Annotated in this window: 18 protein-coding genes; 11 read left to right on the forward strand and 7 right to left on the reverse strand. The window is 63.4% G+C overall.

Annotation, left to right across the window (positions count from 1 at the left end; translation table 11 throughout):
• Nucleotides 1-5 precede the first annotated feature (5 nt).
• Nucleotides 6-902: a cutinase family protein gene (locus ACFQ6H_RS00070; RefSeq protein WP_378541096.1), complete on the forward strand. Its 897-nt coding sequence runs from the start codon at nucleotides 6-8 to the stop codon at nucleotides 900-902.
• On the opposite strand, the gene ACFQ6H_RS00075 is transcribed toward ACFQ6H_RS00070, so the two are convergent.
• The gene (locus tag ACFQ6H_RS00075) at nucleotides 903-1457 is read right to left on the reverse strand and encodes a DUF732 domain-containing protein (RefSeq protein WP_378541094.1); all 555 of its coding nucleotides are present in this window, start codon (nucleotides 1455-1457) and stop codon (nucleotides 903-905) included.
• Nucleotides 1458-1669: 212 nt separating this feature from the next.
• Between ACFQ6H_RS00075 and ACFQ6H_RS00080 the strand changes: the two genes are divergently transcribed.
• Together ACFQ6H_RS00080 and ACFQ6H_RS00085 are read left to right on the forward strand one after the other, a co-directional pair.
• Nucleotides 1670-2542 (forward strand): hypothetical protein, encoded by an 873-nt coding sequence (locus tag ACFQ6H_RS00080; protein WP_378536264.1) that lies wholly within the window; start codon nucleotides 1670-1672, stop codon nucleotides 2540-2542.
• 149 nt (nucleotides 2543-2691) lie between these two features.
• Nucleotides 2692-3417 carry a hypothetical protein gene (locus tag ACFQ6H_RS00085; RefSeq protein WP_378541089.1) on the forward strand — a complete coding sequence of 242 codons (726 nt, stop codon included), beginning with the start codon at nucleotides 2692-2694 and terminating at the stop codon, nucleotides 3415-3417.
• Between the two features lies 1 nt (nucleotide 3418).
• On the opposite strand, the gene ACFQ6H_RS00090 is transcribed toward ACFQ6H_RS00085, so the two are convergent.
• Nucleotides 3419-4321: an SDR family NAD(P)-dependent oxidoreductase gene (locus ACFQ6H_RS00090; protein WP_003943614.1), complete on the reverse strand. Its 903-nt coding sequence runs from the start codon at nucleotides 4319-4321 to the stop codon at nucleotides 3419-3421.
• A gap of 71 nt (nucleotides 4322-4392) precedes the next feature.
• Here ACFQ6H_RS00090 and ACFQ6H_RS00095 point away from each other — a divergent pair, with 71 nt between their 5' ends.
• On the forward strand, nucleotides 4393-4683 hold the full coding sequence (locus ACFQ6H_RS00095) for a putative quinol monooxygenase (protein ID WP_003943546.1): 291 nt from the start codon (nucleotides 4393-4395) through the stop codon (nucleotides 4681-4683).
• A gap of 174 nt (nucleotides 4684-4857) precedes the next feature.
• Entirely contained in the window at nucleotides 4858-6477 is a 1620-nt protein-coding gene (locus ACFQ6H_RS00100; RefSeq protein ID WP_378642415.1) for an ABC transporter substrate-binding protein, read from the forward strand.
• A gap of 75 nt (nucleotides 6478-6552) precedes the next feature.
• Here the strand turns inward: ACFQ6H_RS00100 and ACFQ6H_RS00105 are convergent, their stop codons facing one another.
• Both ACFQ6H_RS00105 and ACFQ6H_RS00110 read right to left on the reverse strand, forming a co-directional pair.
• The gene (locus ACFQ6H_RS00105; RefSeq protein WP_378642420.1) at nucleotides 6553-8865 is read right to left on the reverse strand and encodes a pyruvate dehydrogenase; all 2313 of its coding nucleotides are present in this window, start codon (nucleotides 8863-8865) and stop codon (nucleotides 6553-6555) included.
• 292 nt (nucleotides 8866-9157) lie between these two features.
• Nucleotides 9158-9478, reverse strand: a complete 321-nt coding sequence (locus tag ACFQ6H_RS00110; protein ID WP_378541082.1) for a UBP-type zinc finger domain-containing protein — start codon at nucleotides 9476-9478, stop codon at nucleotides 9158-9160.
• A gap of 26 nt (nucleotides 9479-9504) precedes the next feature.
• Here ACFQ6H_RS00110 and ACFQ6H_RS00115 point away from each other — a divergent pair, with 26 nt between their 5' ends.
• From ACFQ6H_RS00115 to ACFQ6H_RS00140, 6 genes are all read left to right on the forward strand, one after another.
• A complete protein-coding gene (locus ACFQ6H_RS00115; protein ID WP_378541080.1) occupies nucleotides 9505-11100 on the forward strand; it encodes a Na+/H+ antiporter in 1596 nt (531 codons plus the stop codon).
• Nucleotides 11101-11293: 193 nt separating this feature from the next.
• Nucleotides 11294-12913 carry an ABC transporter substrate-binding protein gene (locus ACFQ6H_RS00120; protein ID WP_378642423.1) on the forward strand — a complete coding sequence of 540 codons (1620 nt, stop codon included), beginning with the start codon at nucleotides 11294-11296 and terminating at the stop codon, nucleotides 12911-12913.
• A gap of 145 nt (nucleotides 12914-13058) precedes the next feature.
• Entirely contained in the window at nucleotides 13059-14015 is a 957-nt protein-coding gene (locus ACFQ6H_RS00125; protein ID WP_378642426.1) for an ABC transporter permease, read from the forward strand.
• Complete coding sequence (locus ACFQ6H_RS00130) at nucleotides 14008-15102, forward strand: ABC transporter permease (RefSeq protein WP_378445764.1); 1095 nt, start codon at nucleotides 14008-14010, stop codon at nucleotides 15100-15102. The genes ACFQ6H_RS00125 and ACFQ6H_RS00130 overlap by 8 nt, the downstream gene beginning before the upstream one ends.
• Nucleotides 15099-16196: an ABC transporter ATP-binding protein gene (locus ACFQ6H_RS00135; RefSeq protein WP_378445346.1), complete on the forward strand. Its 1098-nt coding sequence runs from the start codon at nucleotides 15099-15101 to the stop codon at nucleotides 16194-16196. The genes ACFQ6H_RS00130 and ACFQ6H_RS00135 overlap by 4 nt, the downstream gene beginning before the upstream one ends.
• Nucleotides 16196-17185 carry an ABC transporter ATP-binding protein gene (locus ACFQ6H_RS00140; RefSeq protein WP_007735815.1) on the forward strand — a complete coding sequence of 330 codons (990 nt, stop codon included), beginning with the start codon at nucleotides 16196-16198 and terminating at the stop codon, nucleotides 17183-17185. The genes ACFQ6H_RS00135 and ACFQ6H_RS00140 overlap by 1 nt, the downstream gene beginning before the upstream one ends.
• A 6-nt stretch (nucleotides 17186-17191) precedes the next feature.
• On the opposite strand, the gene ACFQ6H_RS00145 is transcribed toward ACFQ6H_RS00140, so the two are convergent.
• From ACFQ6H_RS00145 to ACFQ6H_RS00155, 3 genes are all read right to left on the reverse strand, one after another.
• Nucleotides 17192-17791, reverse strand: coding sequence for a histidine phosphatase family protein (locus tag ACFQ6H_RS00145; RefSeq protein WP_378642432.1), 600 nt, complete (start codon nucleotides 17789-17791; stop codon nucleotides 17192-17194).
• A gap of 5 nt (nucleotides 17792-17796) precedes the next feature.
• A complete protein-coding gene (locus ACFQ6H_RS00150; protein WP_378642437.1) occupies nucleotides 17797-19164 on the reverse strand; it encodes a diguanylate cyclase in 1368 nt (455 codons plus the stop codon).
• Nucleotides 19165-19284: 120 nt separating this feature from the next.
• Entirely contained in the window at nucleotides 19285-20175 is an 891-nt protein-coding gene (locus ACFQ6H_RS00155; protein WP_378642441.1) for an alpha/beta fold hydrolase, read from the reverse strand.
• Between the last annotated feature and the right edge of the window lie 9 nt (nucleotides 20176-20184).

Consider the following 20184-nt stretch of genomic DNA (forward strand, 5'->3'; position numbering starts at 1 on the left):
GTTTCATGCGTGCGAGGCGTCTCGTTGCGGTGTTGTCGGCACTTGCTGCGGCAGTAGTGGTACCGGTTGTCAGTGCTCCCGTGGCGTCGGCTGATCCCTGCCCCAGCCTCTACGTCGTGGCCATCCCAGGAACGTGGGAGCCCTCGGGCACCAGGCCCGGCGCCGGCATGCTCGCCCCGGTGACCAACGGGCTTCCGGACTCGGTGCGCACCGACTACGTCACCTACTCGGCGACGGCGTTCCCCTGGGAGTCCAACGTCTACGCCAGGTCGAAGCAGCAGGCTGTCGACAATGCCCGCGGCATGATCGGCGCCATGGCCGCCTCGTGCGGTGACACTCGCTTCGCCATCGTCGGATACAGCCAGGGTGCCGACGCGGCAGGCGATCTCGCCGCCGAGATCGGAACCGGCATCGGCGTTGTTCCCCCGACTCGCGTGGAGGGCGTCGGCCTGCTGTCCGATCCCCGCCGTTCCGAGTCCGACGTCCTGATCGGACCCGCTGTCGGTGGTAACGGTGCCAGTGGCCCGCGCATCGGTGGATTCGGTTGGCTATCAGGCAAAACGGTGACGCTGTGCGCCGTCGGTGACCTGTACTGCTCGACGCCCAAGGACGATTTTGTGATGCGTCTGGCCGGATTCATGGCTCAGGCGTCCGATCCCACTCCCGCAAGTGCGCTGGCGCTGCGCGACGAGGCCGCCGTGATCGTCAATGATCTGGTGACCGCTGGCGGTCTCCCCGCCCTGATCGCTCAGCTCGATCCGGGCGCGAATTCGCGACGCGTCGATCAGTTGGTCGACTTCTACGGCTCGCAAGTCCACACCGACTACACGCGTTACGTCGTTGACGGCGCGGGCAATTCGGCTACATCCTGGCTGCACGGCTGGTTGGCCGGCAAGGCCTGATCAGCAGTACGTCTGCTGCGCGGTGTCGACGTAGATCTCGGCGATGCGCTGCGAGGACATCGGCGTGATCTGCGAGTACACCTCGCCCACGGAGTTGAACTCCGCCAGCACCTCGGACCGAGGCATGCCGTCTGCAAGAGCCTTACAGGTGCCGTCGGCGTAAAGGATCTCTGCGGAATCCATTCCGGCGGGCGGGATCCCGGCCAGACGCAGAGCGGCGATGTACCGCTGCCCCTTCTCACCGGCGTTCGCGACGATCTCTTCCGGTGACCGGGCGTCGATCGGTGCGTTTGCCGGTGGCGCTACTTTTGCCGGCGGTGCTACCGGTGGCGGCGTCGATTCGACGACGCTCGGCGCGGCTTCCGGAGTAACGGCGAGCGGGCTGGTCGGCAGCTCGGAGAGCGTACTCGGAGCAGTCGAACTCGACGTCGCCGCCACCGTGGTACTGGTAGCAGCAGATGTGGATTCCGCTGCATCGCTGTCGGATTGGCTGCTGCAGCCGCTGAGGAGTAGGCCCGCTGCCGCGACGCAGAGGACCAGTCTGTTCGTGTTCATCACCCGTGAGTGTTACACACCGTACCGCTTAGTTTGTCCGTTTTAAGGAAACTCCCTTTTGCCCTGTTTTTAAGTCGAAGTCCTGTGATATACATCTGTTCAGTTGTTACTTGTGAGTAGGAGCACACCGCAAGGCCTTGTCGGCGGCGGTCGAAACACAAGCAATGACTGCGAGTTTCGTCCCCCATCACATAAACGGCAGGGAGAAATCAGTGCAGAAATCTCACAAGAACGGCAACAGACGTCTCGGCACGCGCGTGGCCGTTATTGCAGGTACCGCAGGTGCGGTCCTCGCGTTCGCGGCGCCGATGGCCTCGGCTCAGGATCCGGTCGACAATTCGGTACCCGGTGCCGCAGTGTGTCCGGCTGCTGCCGAATCCTGTGTGTCGGTTGTGGTTCAGAGCGGAACCTTCGACAACAACGGCTTCAACCTCCCGATCGGAAAAGGCGACATGATTATCGCCGCCGAGGCCGGCTCCGGTGAAGGTGAGTCCACCGTTCTACTCCCTCGCGACGACGGACATAACGGTGTTTACTCCAAGCCGTTGACCGTTCCGGGTGGAGTTCTCGGAATCGACCTGCCGTTCGGCAATCTGTTCGGCCTCGCCGCAGTCACCGCCGAGGTGGAGGCGACCGCTGCCCCGACCCTCAACGGCATCATCACCGACATGGATCTGAGCATCCCGGTGCGGATGAAGATCAACAACGCGTTCCTCGGTGACAACTGCTACCTGGGCTCCGCGGCTGCGCCGGTGAATCTCCGTCTCGCGCCTGACCCGTCGGTGGTACCGACCTACACGGTGCTGCCGTCGACTGCGCTGAAGGTGAGCCCGGTTGGGAACGAGGCCACCGGCTTCGCGCTCCCCGCCGCCAGTGGCTGCGGACCGTTCGGAGTGCTGAATCCGATCGTCAACTGGCGAGCAAAGGTACCGGCCACGTCCGGAACCTCGCTCAGCACGATCTCCGACGCCTACCTGTACCCGGGTGGGCTCACCGGTAGCGATCCTCTCGACGATCTCGGCGGCGGAACAGGTTCCAGCGGATCCAGTGGCTCGAGCGGTTCGTCCGGAAGCTCCGGTTCCTGAAAACCTGGATGCCTTGAAGCAGCGGTGGTGACGGAATGTCACCACCGCTGCGGCGTCCGACCTGTAATAACCTGTGCCTCAGGGTGGGCGAAGGCGGACTCCATCAGGAGGACCTGCGCGGCCACGAAATCACAGGGGAGTCCTCAAACATGTTTCGAGACAGCGTTCTTGCCAGTCCGGTCCTGCGTCGGGGTGTGACGGCACTGGCAGTGGCGGCCGCAGCCGCCATGTTTGTCGGCACTGCAGCAACAGCGGAGCCGGCGGCAGTTGTCGGTGAGGTGTCCGCGGACTCCATCGCGGTGGCGCGCACTCAGGCCATCGGAACGACGGTCACCGTCGTGGGAACCGCAACCACACCGTCGGGAGTGTTCGAATCCAGTTTCTACGACAAGGGCTTTGGTCTCCAGAGCGGCAATTCCGGCATCTACATCAGTGATCCGAACAACTCCGGGATTGATCTCGGCGATCAGGTTCGGGTCACCGGAGTCCTCGCGGATCAGGAGGGCCTGCTCGTCGTCCGCCCCACTGCCGTCGAGGTAATCGGTACAGCCACCCAGATCAGCCCGGCGCGATTGCCACTCAATGCAATCGGTGAGGCCAGCGAAGGGCGCCTCGTGACGGTGTCCGGAATCGTGAGCGGACCCGTCGTCGACGATCTGCCGTACGGCCACAAGATCCTGGTCTCGGGCATCGAGGGAAACACCGTCATCTTCGTCAACACCCAGACCGGAATCGATGTCGACGCCATTGCGGTGGGACGCCCGATCACCGTCACCGGTTTCAGTGGTCAGTACGCCAGCACCTACGAGGTTCTTCCCCGTTCGGAAGCCGATGTGCAGCAGGGTTTCACGGGCAGCCTGAGCTTCGGCAGCTGAGCTAGATCTCGAACCGAGCTCCGACGCGCATCGATCCGGGAGACAACCGGCTGATCGTGCGTCCGAGCTTGGCTTCGACGGTGACGGGTACGACGGCTTTGTTCGTACGAACTGCTTTCACGATGGCGCTGGCGACTCGATCAGGCGTGAAGTTTCGTTTGCGGTAGAAGTTGTCGACCTTGGTCTGGTTCTCGAGCTGCTCCTCGGCGGTGGTCCCGGCGAACTCGGTGGTCTTGAGGATGTTCGTGTGAACGAGGCCGGGGCAGATGGTGCTGACGCCGATGCCGTGTGGAAGCAGCTCTGCCCGTAGGCAATCCGAGAGCATGAATACCGCTGCCTTGCTGGTCGAATACGCAGTGAGCGCCTTCTGCGGCGTGTACGCGGCGGCCGAGGACAGGTTGACGACGTGCCCACCTGTTCCCCGGTCGATCATCATCGGGGTGAATGCCCGGCAGCCGTAGACAACTCCCCAGAAGTTGATGTCCATAACGCGTTCGAACTGGCGCTGCTCGGTGTCGGCGAAAGTTCCCGAGAACCCGATTCCGGCGTTGTTGACGACGATGTCCGGTACGCCGTGATGTGCTGCGACCGTCTCCGCGAAACGAATCACGGCCTGTTCGTCGGACACGTCCACCTGATAGGCGTGGGCACCGCCACCGAACACTGCTTCGGCGCCGCCGGCTTGCGAAGGGATGTTTACAAGTGCCGCAGTGTCCTGCGCGCTTTCGAGATTGATGTCGGAGACCACGACGATAGCTCCCTGGGCGGCGAAGGCGAGGGCCGTTTCACGCCCGATGCCGCTGCCCGCACCGGTGATCACCACCAGCGTGCCGGTGAGATCGCGCAGTCGACGCTGCAACTTCGTTCCGCGTCGCCAGCCGGTGACGTCCTTCAGTAGCCCCATTGGTTGCCCTTTTCGTGTGTACGTTTGTGGCGTGTGTCTCTAGCTGACTTCCCCTCTGCGAAAGGTATCCGATGAGCGAGCTTCGTGTAGTTGCAACCATCCCGGCCAAGTCCGGTTCCGAGGACGACGTCCGATCGGCTCTGACCACTCTCGCGGAGGCGAGTCGGTCCGAGGACGGCTGTGTGTCGTACGAACTGTTCGAGTCAGCGGCTGCGCCCGGTACCTTCGTCACGATCGAAACTTGGCGCGGGCAGGAGGAGTTGGACGCTCATATGCAGTCCCCCCATCTGCAGGCTGCACTGGCCGCTGCCGGTCCGCTCCTCGACGGTGCTCCGGCGATCCACCCGTTGAAAGGCGCCTGAATCAGAATGAATTCCTGACCTTCGCTAAGGGCCTGACCTGCGAATGTCGCTGGAAAACTGACCAATCGTCGCGCTTCATTCCACTGAGCGGGACCTGCGACTAATACCTGTGCCTTAAGTCACAAACTGTCTCGACAATGCTTCACATCACAGTTTCTGACCTGGAGGTTTTGAATGAGTCGCAGTTCTCGGCGCGGTCACCGCAAGGTTGCCGCCGTCGCGCTGGCAGTCTCCGCCGGCCTGTTCGTCTCGTCGTGCGCTGACAGCGGGAACGGGGGTGGGAGCGGCGACGCACCGGATTCCGGTTCGGGGTTGTCCATCGGCCCGGTCAACGAGCAGTCCGGCGAGGGTGACGCGGTCAAGGGCGGCACCCTCACGTTCAGCGGGTACTCAGCCGTCACCAATCTCGATCCGGCGAAGACTCAGATCGCCGGTTCGGTCGCCGGTTCGGAGTTGGGCGCCATCTACGACACGCTCCTGCGGTACGACCCGGCATCCAAGGAATTCGTTCCGAAGCTCGCAGCGTCGATGGAGCCGAGTTCGGACTTCAAGACGTGGACCCTCGAACTGCGCGACGGTGTGAAGTTCAGCGACGGGACGCCGGTGGATTCGGCGGCCGTCTCGGCGAGCCTCAATCGCTACGTCACCAACAAGGGACCGCAGTCGAGTCTGTACGCGTCGAAGGTCGCGTCGGTAGACACTCCGGATCCGTCGACGGTCGTCTTCAATCTCGTCGACCCGTGGACCGGTATCGAGTCACTGCTCTCGACGGGCCCCGGCATGATCGTCGCGCCGAGTGCCCAGCAAGGTGATCAGTTCACCCCGATCGGCGCGGGTGCGTTCACCCTCGAGAAGTTCGCTCCCAACGAGGAATTGATCCTCGACGCTCGGGAGGACTACTTCGACGGCGCCCCGAACGTGGACAAGCTGCGGTTGATCAGCATCGTCGGTTCGCAGTCCACCACCGAATCGCTCAAGAGCGGCGGCATGGACGTCGCGTACATGCGTTCGCTACCGAACGTGCTGGATCTGATCGACTCCGGCTACCCGGGCTTCGTCGACATTCCGTCGCTGTCCTACCTGTCGCTGGTCAACACGGCACCCGGTCGTCCCGGTGCCGACGTGCGCATCCGTCAGGCATTGGCACTCGCAACCGATCCCGTCGCACTCGACAACCGACTCAACGAGGGCAAGGGTCTGCCCGGACAGGTCATCTTCCAGGACACCTCCCGCTGGCACAACGACGTCGCTCCGATCGGCGTCGACACCGCCAAGGCGAAGCAGCTTCTCGACGAGGCCAAGGCCGACGGTTACGACGGCAAGATCACATACCTGACGCTGCAGGAGAATTCGGCGCAGGCGATGGCTCTCGCACTGCAGTCGATGGCCAACGCCGTCGGATTCGATTTCCAGATCGAGTACGTCAACTCGGTTGCCGACGTCGTCAAGCGTTTGTACGCCGACCGCGACTTCGACATGGCAACAGGTTCCGCCAGCCTCGCGGAAGCCGATCCGTTCGAGCGTCTGTACTCGAATCTCAAGTCGGGTGGACGGAACAACGCCACGAGCTTCTCCGACCCCGAGATGGATACGCTGCTCGACCAGTTGGGTGTCGCGACGTCGAACGACGCGAAGATCGAGGTGCTCGCCAAGATTCAGGAGCGCGCCAACGAGGTTGTGCCGTGGCAGGTTTACGGCAACACCCCCTGGCTCGGTGTGTGGGGACAGAACGTCCACGGCATTCAGCAGAGCCTCGACGGAATCATGTTCTTCGACAAGGCCTGGAAGAACTGAAGGCCTCTGAAGAACTGAAGAACTGACCAGACCCGAGAAGCGTCCCCGCCGGGACGCTTCTCGGCAACAGAGTGATCAAGAAGTGAGATCGAGGGCGGCGCGGACGATGCTGTCGGAGTCGAGGCCGTGGTACCGGTAGACGTCCTCGAGCGAACCGACCTGACCGAACCGGCTCACCCCGAGCGCAGCGCCCGGGACGTTGTTGATTCCCGTCAGGAACGCGAGGGTGTGCGGGTGACCGTCGAGAACGGTCACCATCGGCGCGGATCGGCTACTCGGAAAGACCTGATCCAGGATCCACGACGGGCCGTCCGCGAGGCCACGCCGAGACTGGAGTGCTTCGAAGAGCAAGCCCGGGCTGGTCACGCACACCACGTCGGCGGAAATGCCTTGCTCGCCGAGTCTTTCGGCTGCAACCAGTGTTTCGGTGACAGTGGCACCCATACCGACCAGAGTGACGGCAGGATCAGGATTGTGTCGCAGTGTGTATGCCCCGGCGACCACCTGACGTCGACGGCGTTCTCGCGCAGCCGGATCGGTCGGTACTGCGGCCAGGGCCTGATCGACCGGACGGGTCGACAGACGCAGGTACGACGAGCTGCCGTCCGGTCGGCCCAGGCGTCCGATGCTGTCGAGGAGCGTCCACTCGACGTCGACGGCAAACGCCGGTTCGAAACTGACGCATCCCGGCTGTTCGAGACCGATGGACGGGGTCTTGATCGACTGGTGCGCACCACCTTCGGCAGCCAAGGTGACGCCCGACGGAGTGCCGACCATGATCGACTGTCCGCCGGCGTAGATGCCGTACGACCACGGTTCGAGAGCCCGCTCGATGAAGGGGTCGTACATCACGCCGATGGGGAAGAGCGGCTGGCCCCAACGACTCCACGTCGCGCCGAGTTCGCCCATCAGTCCGACCAGGTTGGTCTCGGCAATACCGAGTTCCATGTGCTGACCGGTGGGCTTCTCACGCCAGTGCATGATCGTTTCGGCGTCGTCGGCAAACCAGTTGTGCCGCTCGTTGGGGGACCACACCCCGACCTTGTTCAGCCACCCCGCCAGGTTCGTGGTGGAACTGACGTCCGGGCTCAGTGTGACAACACGTTTCGCGGCGTCCGGCGCTTCGCGGCTGAGGTCGAGTAGTACCCGGCCGAGTGCTGCCTGAGTGGTGGACGTGCCGGAGGGCGTACGGCCGATGTCTTTCGGAACTGCCGGCGGCACCAGGTGCTCCACCTTCGGGCGGGCCAGGCGCCCAGCGGTTTCGGCGCAGATACGGCCCGATGGGCTGTCGGCGTCGAACCGTTCCCACGGCTTCGACGGATCCATGCCGAGTTCCGCCGCCAGGTGCTCGTACTGCTCGGTGGTGAGCAGCGACGAATGGTTCTGCGGGTGGCCCTGCGTCGGCAGGCCTCGGCCCTTGATCGTGTACGCGATGATCACGGTGGGGCGGGTGTCGTCGATCTGCGCGTAGGCCTCTCGCAGAGCGTCGAGGTCGTGGCCACCGAGATTGCGGATGGCTTCGAGCACCGTGGCGTCGTCGAGGTCGTTGATCAGCGCCGTGATCGCGTCGGAGTCCGCCGCGTCGCCGGGCAGTCTCAGACGAACCTCGTCGGCCGTGCATCGCAGCAGACGCTGGTACTCCGGATTCGGCATGTCCAGGATTCGTTCGCGCAGCGCGGTGCCGCCGGGCCGGGTGAACAGTGATTCCAGCAAAGCGCCGAACTTCACGGTGATGACCTGCCAGCCGGCACCCGAGAACATGCGTTCCAGGCGAGTTGCCGCGATGTTCGGCACCACCCGGTCGAGTGATTGGCGGTTGAGGTCGACTATCCACACGATCTCACCCAGTTCGGCAACCGAATGATCGAGAACTGCTTCCCACACAGCGCCCTCGTCGAGTTCGGCGTCACCGACGAGGGAGTACTGGCGCCCGGTTCCGGCGCCGCCGAGGGAGGCGTCGACGTACCGACGTGCAATGGCGCCCCAGATGGGAGCCGTCGCACCGATTCCCACCGATCCGGTCGAATAATCCACCGGATCAGGATCTTTTGATCGACTCGGGTAGCTTTGCAGGCCCCCGAACTCGCGCAGAGTCGTCAGGTAGTACTCGTCGAGTTCACCGAGCAGATAATTGATGCCGTGCAGCACCGGAGCCGCGTGCGGCTTGACGGAAACCCGGTCGCCGGAACGAAGTTGGCCGAACCACAGCGACGTCATGATCGAGACCATCGACGCGCACGAGGCCTGATGGCCGCCGACCTTGAGCCCGCTGGGATTCGGCCGAACACGGTTGGCGTGATGGATCATCGCGGTCGACAACCACAGAACGCGCTTCTCGATCTCCGCCAGTGACTCGGGAGCGTTCTGGTCGATGCTGGGGCTGTTCACGGCCGGTCCTGCCTTCAATAGTGGACATCGATCACCGCACCGCCTGTACCCCAGATCGTGGGGCCGACGATGTGGTTGTGATGTTTGGCAGGACTTCCTGAGGCCGAACCGTTCGGTGCGGCAAAGTCCAGCCGCACCTGTCGATCTGTTGTGCAGATTCTGCGTCAAAGTCCATCATCGGCATACAGATTGGGCAATAGCTATCCACTGGATTGAGCGATGTGCGCAACACCGAGGGCTGTGTGCCGCAACAGGTGGGCACAATGCGCAGTGCACTGCGTGTCGAGAGCGATCAATCCATCAGATCGTGGACGTAGCACCAGCGCCAGGATTCGCCGGGCTCGTGCGAGCGCATGACCGGGTGCCCGGTTTCGCGGTAGTGATTGGTGGCGTGCTGATGAGGGCTGGAATCGCAGCATCCGACGTGGCCGCAGGACAGGCACATGCGCAGGTGAGACCAGTTATCCTCACCCAACTCGGCGCACTCCTGGCAGACGCCGGGCGTCAGCGCCGCCGGGTCCGTTTCGGGCGCATTGGTTAGTTCCTCGCAACCGCTCGTAGCGGGTGCGGGCTGCTGTGTGCGAGCTGCTGCTCGCTTCAGGATTTTCTTCATCGCCTTCCATACTGCATGCTGCCAGGGTGAACGGCATATTACTGGGGGTTGTAGTAGCGGCGTTGCTGGTGGCGGCGGTCGCGCGAAGGTTCGGGCTGTCTTCGCCGCTGATCCTTGTCCTGGTCGGTTTGATCGCCTGTCAGATACCGGGTGTTCCGGAATTGGAACTCGATCCCGACCTCGTCCTGTTCGTCGTGTTGCCTCCACTTCTGTACTCGGCAGCACTGGACAGTTCATACCTGGCTTTGCGCTCGAATCTGCGTCCGATCGGATTTCTCGCGGTGGGGCTTCCCCTGGCGACGACGGCCGCGGTGGGCTTTGTCGCCTACCTGATCGTGCCGGAGTTCTCGATAGCGGCTGCTCTGGTTCTCGGCGCGATCGTGGCGCCGCCGGACGCGGTGTCCGCGAGCGCAATCGGACGCAAGCTCGGCCTGCCGCGCCGAATCATGACACTGCTGGGCGGCGAGAGCCTGCTCAACGACGCCACCGCTCTGACGGCGTACAAGGTCGCTCTCGCGGCCGCCGTCGGTACGGGTGCGACGCTGATCGGCGGTTTCGAGACCTTCCTCGTCGCGGCGGTCGGTGGAACGGTGATCGGCCTCGCGGTGGGGTTTGTCATCTCGAAGGTTCGCGGCAAGCTCCAGGATCCGGTGATGGAGAGCGGAATCGGACTGGTGGTGCCCTTCTTCACCTACCTGGCTGCGGAGGAGGTCCACGCGTCGGGCGTCATCGCCGTCGTCGTGGCCGGATTGTTCCTCGGCCAGCGCTCCACCCGTGCGAGCTATGCGACGCGTTTGCAGGACACGGCAGTGTGGAAGGCCGTCGACCTGATTCTGGAGTCGTTCGTCTTCCTGTTGATCGGTCTCCAATTGCCCAGCGTCGTCAACGGATTGCAGGGGTACAGCACCTCGATCGTCGTCTGGGCGTCGGTTGCCGTGCTCGTGACCGTGGTGGTGGTGCGGATCGCCTGGGTGTTCCCGTTCACGTATTTACCGCGCTGGCTGTCTCCTCGCATCCGAGCGAGGGAGCCGGAGATTTCGGCTCGGGCAGTGTTCGTCGTGTCGTGGGCCGGTATGCGAGGGGTCGTGTCACTGGCGGCTGCCTTCGCGATTCCGTTGACGGTCAACAGTGGCGAAGACTTCCCCGGGCGTTCGCTGATTCTCTTCCTGACATTTGTCGTTGTGGTCGGCACGCTACTGCTGCACGGTCTGACGTTGCCGTGGGTCATCCGAGTCCTCGGCGTGCAGGGCAACGAAGCGCAGTCCGACGCGCGCGCTGAGGCGGCAGCACAGGACAAGGCTGCGCGGGCTGCTGCGGCGCGTCTGGACGAGTTGGTCGGAGCCGACGCCGACGACGTTCCACAGGTCCGCAATCGGGCCGCAGACATCTTGCGAAGCTGGAACACCCACCGGGCGAACTCGGCCTGGGAGCGACTGGGACGCAGCGACGAGGATCTGGGGGAGAGCCCGTCGAATGCCTTCCGCTCGCTGCGCCTCGAGATGATCGATGCCGAGCGAGGTGTCTTCATCGCCGAGCGCGATGCCGGCCGGATCGACGACGAAGTGCTCCGAAAGGTACTTCGAGAGCTCGATCTCGAGGAAGCGACGCTGGATCGCGACTAGATCTGGACTAGACCGGCTGGTCTGATCTCGGTGAGGGTATTCGCTGGCCAGGGTCGGTTTACCCGACCGTTGAGGCCTGCAACTTAACCGATTCCACTGAGCGAGACTCGATCCAATTTTCTGTGCCTCCCATCACAGACTGTTTCGTGTTCAACATCACGTCATGGTCTTACCCCGCCTTGGAGGCATTCGAATGAGTCGTAGTTCCCGCCGCGGAAGTCGCAGATTGGCTGCGGCTGCGCTGGCGATCACCGCAAGTATGTTCCTGGCGTCGTGCGCCGACAACGGCACGGGCAACGGCGGCGGCGAATCCGCTGATTCCGGTTCCTCGCTGAAGATCGGCATGGTCAACGAGCAGGCCGACGCCGGCACTCCCACCAAGGGCGGCACGCTGACCTTCAGCGGCTACTCCGCGGTCACGACTCTCGATCCCGCGAAGGCTCAGGTTGCCGGTGCCACCGGTGGCAGCGAGCTCAGCGCCATCTACGACGTGCTCATGCGCTACGACCCCATCGGGCAGAAGTTCGAGCCCAAGCTCGCCCAGTCGCTCGAGGCGAGTGCGGACAGCAAGACCTGGACGCTGAAGTTGCGTGGCGGTGTGAAGTTCAGCGATGGAACAGCTTTCGATTCCAAGGCCGTCACCGACAGCATCAACCGCTACGTCACCAACAAGGGACCTCAATCGAGCCTCTGGGCTTCCAAGGTTGCCTCGATCGACACCCCGGACGCGACGACGGTTGTCTTCAACCTCGTTGATCCGTGGACGGGCATCCAGTCGATGCTCGCCACCGGACCCGGCATGATCGTCGCCCCGAGCGCCCAGCAGGGTGACCAGTTCACCCCGATCGGTGCCGGCGCGTTCACCCTCGAGAAGTTCGCTCCCAACGAGGAACTGCTCTTGGCAGCTCGCCCCGACTACTACGGCGGCGCACCGAACATCGACAAGCTCAAGCTGATCAGCATCGTCGGCGCTCAGCCCACCGCCGAAGCCCTCAAGACCGGCGGCATCGACGCCGCCTACATGCGTACGCTCACCCCGATCCTGGATCTGATCGAGTCGGGTTACCCCGGCTTCGTCGACATCCCCTCGCTCGGCTACATCGCGAACGTGAACATGGCCCCGGGTCGCCCGGGATCGGATGTCCGTGTCCGACAGGCGATGGCGCTGGCCGTCGATCCGGAGACGCTCAACACCCGAGTCAACAACGGCAAGGGACTGCCCGGCCAGGAGATCTTCCAGGACACTTCGCGCTGGCACAACGACGTCGCACCGATCGGCGTCGACCCCACCAAGGCGAAGGAACTGCTCGATCAGGCCAAGGCCGACGGGTACGACGGCAAGATCACGTTCCTGTCCATCCAGGAACCGTCCGCGCAGGCAACGGCTCTGGCCATCCAGGCGATGCTCAACGCAGTCGGCTTCGACGCTCAGATCGAATACGTCACCGGTGCAGGCGATCTGGTCAAGCGGATGTATGCCGATCACGACTACGACATGAGTACCGCAGCACTGAGCCTCGCCGAGGCCGATCCCTTCGAGCGTCTGTACACGGGCATCAAGTCCGGCGGCCGCAACAACGCGACCGGCTACTCCGACGCCGAAATGGATGCTCTCCTGGACAAGTTGGGTGTCGCAACCACCGACGAGGACAAGAAGGCAGTCCTGGCGCAGATCCAGGAACGCGCCAACGAGACGGTGCCGTGGCAGGTGTGGGGCAACGTCGCCGCACTCGACGTGTGGAACCAGAACGTTCACGGACTCGAGCAGAGCCTCGACGGAATCGTGCTCTTCGACGGCGCTTGGAAGTCCTAGGGAGCCCGGAAGTCCTGGAGAGCCTGAAGTTCACAGCCGGCCCCGCGCCCATATTGCAGCGGATCGGGGCCGGCTGCGAACGAAGAAATGAGATCAGAGGAACTGCTGTGTATTGCGAGCTCGCTGTCCGAAGGAGACGAAATCGATGAACATCGGCGCAATAGGTAAGAAATTGGGCCAGCTCGTCATTGTGATCCTGATCGTCAGCTTCGGAACCTTCGTGCTGGCATCACTGATCCCCGGCGATCCCGCTGTCTCCGTCCTCGGTGAGGGGCGCACGCCCGCCGAGTACGAGGAAGTTCGCCAGCAGCTCGGCCTCAACGATCCACTCCTGGTTCGCTATTGGGACTGGTTGACCAGTGCTCTGCAGGGCGACCTCGGCAACTCGCTCGTTCCCCCGCAGCAGGACGTCCTCACGGCGATCAGTTCCGCTCTCCCCGTCAGCGTTCAGTTGGCAGTGATGGGTCTGGTCATCGCCCTCGTCGTCGCAGTTCCGCTGGCACTCTGGTCGGCACACCACGAAGGCGGCGCCATCGACCGCGTCATCAGCGCCGCGACGTTCGGTGTTCTTTCCGTCCCGAGCTTCCTTGCCGGTCTGTTGCTGATCATGGTCACCGTCAACTGGCTCGGCTGGTTCCCGCGATCACAGTGGGTGCGCATCGGCGACAGCCTCTCCGGAAACCTTTCACACGCAATACTTCCCGCGATCACCATCAGCCTCCTCGAGATGGCAATGTTCACTCGCGTTCTCCGCTCCGACTTGGTGACGACGCTCCGTGAGGATTACATCCTCGCGTCGAAGGCCAAGGGAATGCCCACGCTGCGAGTGCTTTTCAGTGACGCGCTCCGCCCGTCGTCGTTCTCGCTCATCACGATGATGGGTCTGGCTCTCGGCGGCATGATCGGCAGCACCGTGATCGTCGAGACGCTGTTCTCACTGCCCGGAATGGGCACGCTCATCGTCCGCGCAGCGCAGCAAGGTGATTCGCCGATGCTGCTGGGCGCGGTGGTCGTGATCGCCGTCATCTACGTCCTCGTCAACAGCGCGATCGATGTTCTGTACACCTATCTTGACCCGAGGAGTCGTCGTGTCCATGTCTGAAGTGACGCCAGACGGAGCGGCCCCGTCGCCGGCCCCGTCCGAGGTGATGACATACCGGCAGCAGACAGTCCTGCTGGCTCCCGGTCCCGTCGAAACGCTGGAACAGCCGAAGAACCTGGTCCTGATCGGGTCGATTCTCACGGTGGTCGGCTTTGCGCTCCTCGGCACCGCACTCTTCGGTTCGGCCATCATGATGACCGTCCGGATCGTGCTCGCGCTCGTTGCCCTGGTTTTCCTCTTCAAGGGTCTCGGCAAGCTCGGTACGTCCAAGTGGGGCAGTCAGTTCGATCTCTCGTACTGGTTGGCGTGCATCTGGCTGGTCGCGCTGATCCTGGCCGCGATCTTCGCGCCGCTGCTGCCGCTCGGTGAGTACAAGGACACGGTCAAGACATTGGCCGAGCCGGGCTTCGCCTCGCCGAGCCTGTTGTCCGAGCACCCGTTGGGTACCAACAACTTCGGTCTCGACCTCCTCGCCCGCGCCCTGTTCGGGGCTCGAGCATCCTTGACCGTGGCAATCTGCGCCGTACTGATCGGCATGATCATCGGTGGCACCATCGGCGTCATGGCCGGCTATTTCCGTGGCAAGGTCGACGCCGTGGTCGGAATCCTGACCAACTCGCTGCTGGCCATTCCTTCTCTGGTCCTGCTCATCGCACTGGCTGCGGTGCTCACGTCGAACCTGCGCAACATCACCCTCGCACTGTCGATTCTCTGCATTCCCAGCATGGTTCGAATCGCCAGGGCAAACACCATCGTCGTCGCCCAACGGGAGTTCGTGCTTGCCGCGAGAGCCATGGGCGCCACCAAATGGCGCGTCATCTGGCGCGAGTTGGTTCCCAACGTCCTCGTTCCCGTCGCCGCGCTCGGCCTGGTGGCCGTCTCCGGCCTGATCGTCGCGGAAGCATCACTGAGCTTCCTCGGACTCGGTATCGCACAACCCGATCCGACCTGGGGCAACATGATTGCCGAAGGTCAGGGCGGGATCGTGGAGAAGCATCCGTTCATCGTCCTGGTACCAGGTGTCTTCCTCTTCCTGACGGTGTTCTCCTTCAACCTCATCGGTGAGAAGTATCGGAGTAAGCTGTGACCACTTCATCTCAGAACGGCGTTCCGCTGCTGCAGGCGGACAACATCAGAACCGTATTCGCCACTCCGCGTGGCCAGTTGCGAGCAGTTGACGGTGTCTCGATCCACGTCTCCGCTGGTGAAACTCTCGGCATCGTAGGCGAATCCGGTTCCGGCAAGTCGGTTCTCGGGCGCACCATCATGGGTCTGCTCCAGAAGGGTCCCGCCCTCGACATCACCGGAACGGTGACGTTTGCCGGCCGCGACATGTCGACGATGAAGAAGTCGGAGATGAAGCACTTCTGGGGACCCGAGATCGCCATGGTCTTCCAGGATCCGATGACCTCGCTCAATCCATTCAAGCGCATCGGTACGCACATCACCGAATCCTTGAAGTTCCATCTTGGTCTGAAGAAGGACGCGGCCCGTGATCGCGCTGCGGAACTCCTGTCGATGGTGGGTATCCCCGAGCCCAAGCGTCGGCTCGATCAGTACCCCCACGAACTTTCGGGCGGTATGCGCCAGCGTGTGGTCATCGCGATGGCGCTGGCCTGCGAGCCGAAACTGCTGATCGCCGACGAGCCGACCACCGCCCTCGACGTGACGGTCCAGAAGCAGATCCTCGATCTGCTCGCCTCGCTCAACGACAAGCTCAACATGGCCGTCATCCTGATCAGCCACGACCTCGGTGTGGTCTCGGGTCGATCGGATCGCGTCGCCGTCATGTACGCCGGTTCCGTCGTGGAGACGTCGGCAACCGAAGAACTGTTCACTCGTCCGCGTCACCCGTACACCGAAGCGCTGATGGCCGCGATTCCGCGACTCGAATCGCCGACGCACACAGTGCTGCAGACAATTCCGGGTGGGCTCCCGGACATGACGAAGCCGATCACCGGTTGCCGCTTCGCTGCTCGCTGCCGGTACGCCCAGGACGACTGCTTGACCGGTGACCCGGCTCTGGCTCCCGGCGGACCTGGGGACAACACAACTGAAAGTCACACGTTCGCGTGCCACTACCCGGTCGATACCCCGGAAGGCACAACGGCATTGGTCGCCAACGAGAAGGCCGGCACTACCGCAGCGGGCCTGACGCTCGCGGTGAAGGAGATGGTCTGATGACTGCATCAGTGGATACCAGAAAGCCCGAGACGGTGGACGCGGCCTTGACCGTCGAGGACCTGGTCGTCGAATTCAACGTCGGCAAGGGGCAAACGGTTCACGCCGTGTCCGGGATCAGCTTCACCGTCGCTCCGGGTGAAACCTTGGGTGTGGTCGGTGAGTCCGGCTGCGGCAAGTCCACGGCGGGCCGGGCGATCATGCAGTTGCCCTCACCGACGTCGGGCTCGATCCGCCTCGGAGAGACGGAAATGACGGCACTGGGTGCGGAAGAGTTGCGTCGCAGCCGCACTCAGTTGCAGATGATCTTTCAGGATCCCATCTCCTCCCTGAACCCCCGTCGCAAGGTCAAGGCTCTCATCACCGAGGGTCCGTCGATCTGGGGCGGAAAAGACAAGGCCGCCATCGAAGCTCGGGCGCGCGAGGTTCTTGCCGAGGTCGGGTTGGACCCGGACATGGTGTGGGACCGGACGCCGCGCGAGCTCTCGGGCGGACAGTGCCAGCGTGTGTGCATCGCCCGCGCGTTGATGCTCGACCCCAAGGTCCTGATCTGTGATGAGCCGGTCTCGAGCCTCGACGTGTCCGTGCAGGCGCAGATTCTGAACCTGCTCGAGGACGCGAAGAAGCGCCACGGGCTGTCTCTGCTGTTCATCGCGCACAACATGGCCGTCGTGAAGAACATCAGCGACCGCGTGATGATCATGTACCTGGGCCGCGTGTGCGAAATCGTTCCCGCAGAAGACATGCAGAACCGCGCACTGCATCCGTACACGCAGCTACTGCTGGCGTCGATTCCCGATCCCGACGCCACCGTCACCGCGGCGCAGAACGTCGAGCAGAAGGTCATCGAACTGCCGTCGCCGCTCAATCCGCCCAGCGGCTGCCGCTTCCGCACGCGGTGCCCGCTGGCCACTGATCTCTGCGCCGAGGAAGTTCCCGAACTTCGTCTCGTCGAGGGCGGCCATCAGGTGGCGTGCCACCACGTATGAGTTGAGCTAGACGCGCAACATGTTGCGCACGTGACCTGTTTCGTTGATGGACCCGACCCTTCGGCTTCCACTGCGGGAAACAAGAATTCGCGTGACGGAGACGTACTCGATCGGGAAGGTCAACGGGCGCTCCAGCCCGAGCAGTTCCTGCAAAACGATGTTGACGACGCCGCCGTGGCAGAAGATCGCCACGGTGGCGTCGTTGTCGGTCGCCGCGACTATCTCGTCGATCGCACCGAGGACTCGCGCACGAAATGCGTCGCCGTCCACCGACTCCGGGAGCCAGCCGGCTTTGATGCGCGCATAGGTTTCCGGTGCCCGCCCCAGGACCTCGTGCATCGGGATGTAGTGGGGCTGCTCGTAGTCGTATTCCGCCAGACCCTCGAGCTGGGTTACCGGAAGGTCCACTACCTGCGCGACCGGGGCCGCGGTCTCGAGTGCGCGCTTCTGCGGGCTGCTGAAGAGTCCGGTGATCCGGTACGGCGCCAGTGCTGCGGGAAGACGAAGTGTCTGGGCACGGCCTTCGTCGGTCAGCGAGGGATCGGCGCGGCCTTCGGTGACCTCGGCCAGTTCGGGGAGCGCGTGTCGGATCAGGAGTAGTTGCACCTACGTCACCTTGCCATGTAGAGATCGAACGCCACCACGAGGTTTCGCCCTTCGCGTTTTGCCTGGTACATCGCGTTGTCTGCAATGTCGAGCAGAGTCTCCATCCCCGGCATCGCCCGGTCGACCCAGGCGACGCCGATACTGACCGTCCCCGCGAAACCGCGAATGGATCGCGCGTGGGACTCCTGAGTCAGCCGAATCTTCTCCGCGAGCTGGATTGCTTCCTCGAAGGTGCAGTCGGCTATCGCGACGGCGAATTCTTCACCACCCAGGCGGCCGGAAAGTCCCAGGCCTTCGGTAGTGGCGAGGAGGGTGTTACCGAACTGTTCGAGGACGGAATCGCCGGCGAGGTGGCCGAGGTTGTCGTTGATCGATTTGAAGTGGTCGAGATCGAGCATCATGACGGCGATCGGTCGTTGCGCCGCGTGCTGGGCGTCGAGGAGTTCCTGCGATTGGGTCCAGAACGCGTGGCGACTCAGTGTTCCGGTCAGGGCGTCGCATTCGGCGATGCGTTGGAGTTCACGTTCAGCGCGTCGCTGTGCGCCCGTGGCGACGGCTACGGCGATGGGGGAGAGTGCCATCAGAATGACGGAGATCCGGGTGGTCACACCCTCGCTGAGCAGATGAACCGGATCTGCGAGTGCCAGTCGCCCCTGGCCTGCCATGACCAGTGCCCACGCGCCCCATCCGGCTGCCAGGAGCGAAGTGCTGAACAGTGAGACACGCATTGCGCACCACAGGAGCGCCGGCATCGGCAGCAGCAGCGCAAGGGCTCCCTGAACCTCCAGGGCGAGTGGCAGACAGGCCAGTAGAGCGGCCAGAGGTGCCAGGATCTGTGCGAGCCGCCGCAAGCGCAGACTCTGCCGCACGGACGGCCCGAAAGTCCGACGAATGTGTTCGAGCGTCGGTGCCGAAAGGACGATCGGCAGCACGATCAGATACGTACACAGGTCGGCGAAGAACCACCCCACCAATTCCGTTGCCGCGCCGCTTCCTTCGTGAAGTTGAGTGCGTAGCGCGCTCGCGGACCCGGCCGTGAACGACGCCAGAACGGAGACGAGGAAGATTCTGGTGGTGTACTTGGTCTCGGGGATCCGCCTCGGAAAGCAGCCGAGCAAGTTCGCGGCGATCAATCCCGTCGTCACCCCGACCAGATTGATGCCGTTCAATTCGAATGCCCGCTGCACCGAACTTCCGGTCGAAAGATCCGCCGTCAGCAGCGCGGCGCCGCCGACGGCGAGTCCGATCGGCGCAAACGAGCGAGGGTTACGGAGGAGAATGCCCAGAAGGATCGCGTTGGCGGGCCAGAAGGTCGACAGAAACCCGGGTGGACGGGCGGCGATGCCCGCCAGGGCGACAACGAGGATCGCCACGAAAATAAGGCAGGAGCGCACCCGACGTGTCGAACGGTCCATGGTCAGCCTGTCGTAGAAAGCAGAAGCTGTCCGAGACTAGCAATGATCCGGCTACTGTCCGAGTTGTAGGTTGAAGCATCATCCTCGACGGTTCGGCTGCGTGAGACGCCGAATCAAGTCCGCCAACTCCTCGGGCTGATCGATCATGGCGTGGTGATGCGCCGGACGCAGGACGTGAAAACTCCCGCCGAGGTAGGTGGCGAGTTTCTGCTGCTTTGCCATCCAGGCGATGGACCAGGGAGTGGTGTGGCCAGTGTGTGCGGCAACGACGCTGAGGTCGATGTCGGGCAGTGGATGCTTGCTCGAGCGTCGTAAAGCGGTGAGCTCCAACGCCATATCGGTGTACGCGACGTATTCGATCATCGCCGCTTCCAGATAATGAGGCTCGCGGTAGATCTTCCGGACCCATTCGAGAGTGGCTTCGGACGACCCGCTCGGCGGCACGGACTGGTTGAGGATCTTGCGCGTCGTGGTGCCGAGGAGTCGTTGGAGCCCGGTGGTGCTGAACGAGGCCGCGGCGGCCCGGGAGGCGATCAGCAGTAGGTCGCGGGGGAAAAGACGTTTCGGCTCTTTCTCGGCACTGGAATCGAGGAGGAGCATGCCCGCTGCGCGATCGGGGAACAGGCGCGCGAAGCCTTCGACGTAGAAGCCGGCGATGGAGTGGCCGACCACGACGGCCGGCCGCGCCAACCCCAGAGCGTCGAGAACATCGCGGATCCGCTGAGCTTCACCGTGCACGGTCGGCACTTCGGACGACGGCTCACTGAGTCCGAAACCCGGGCGATCGAACCGGACAACGGTGTGGTCCGACTGCAGATGACGTGCGCAGTCATCCCAGTCGAACCAGTTGCCCGCCAGCCCGCCGCACAGGACGACGACGGGGCCGTCGCCTTCGGCAAGAACATGCAGTCGGCTCTCGCCGACCTGCAAGATCTCGCCCGGTGGTTTCACGTGGAACAATTCCGGCACGCGAGGGTC

Origin of the sequence: Rhodococcus sp. NPDC056506, from assembly GCF_042794945.1 — a bacterium.
Taxonomy (GTDB): domain Bacteria; phylum Actinomycetota; class Actinomycetes; order Mycobacteriales; family Mycobacteriaceae; genus Rhodococcus_F.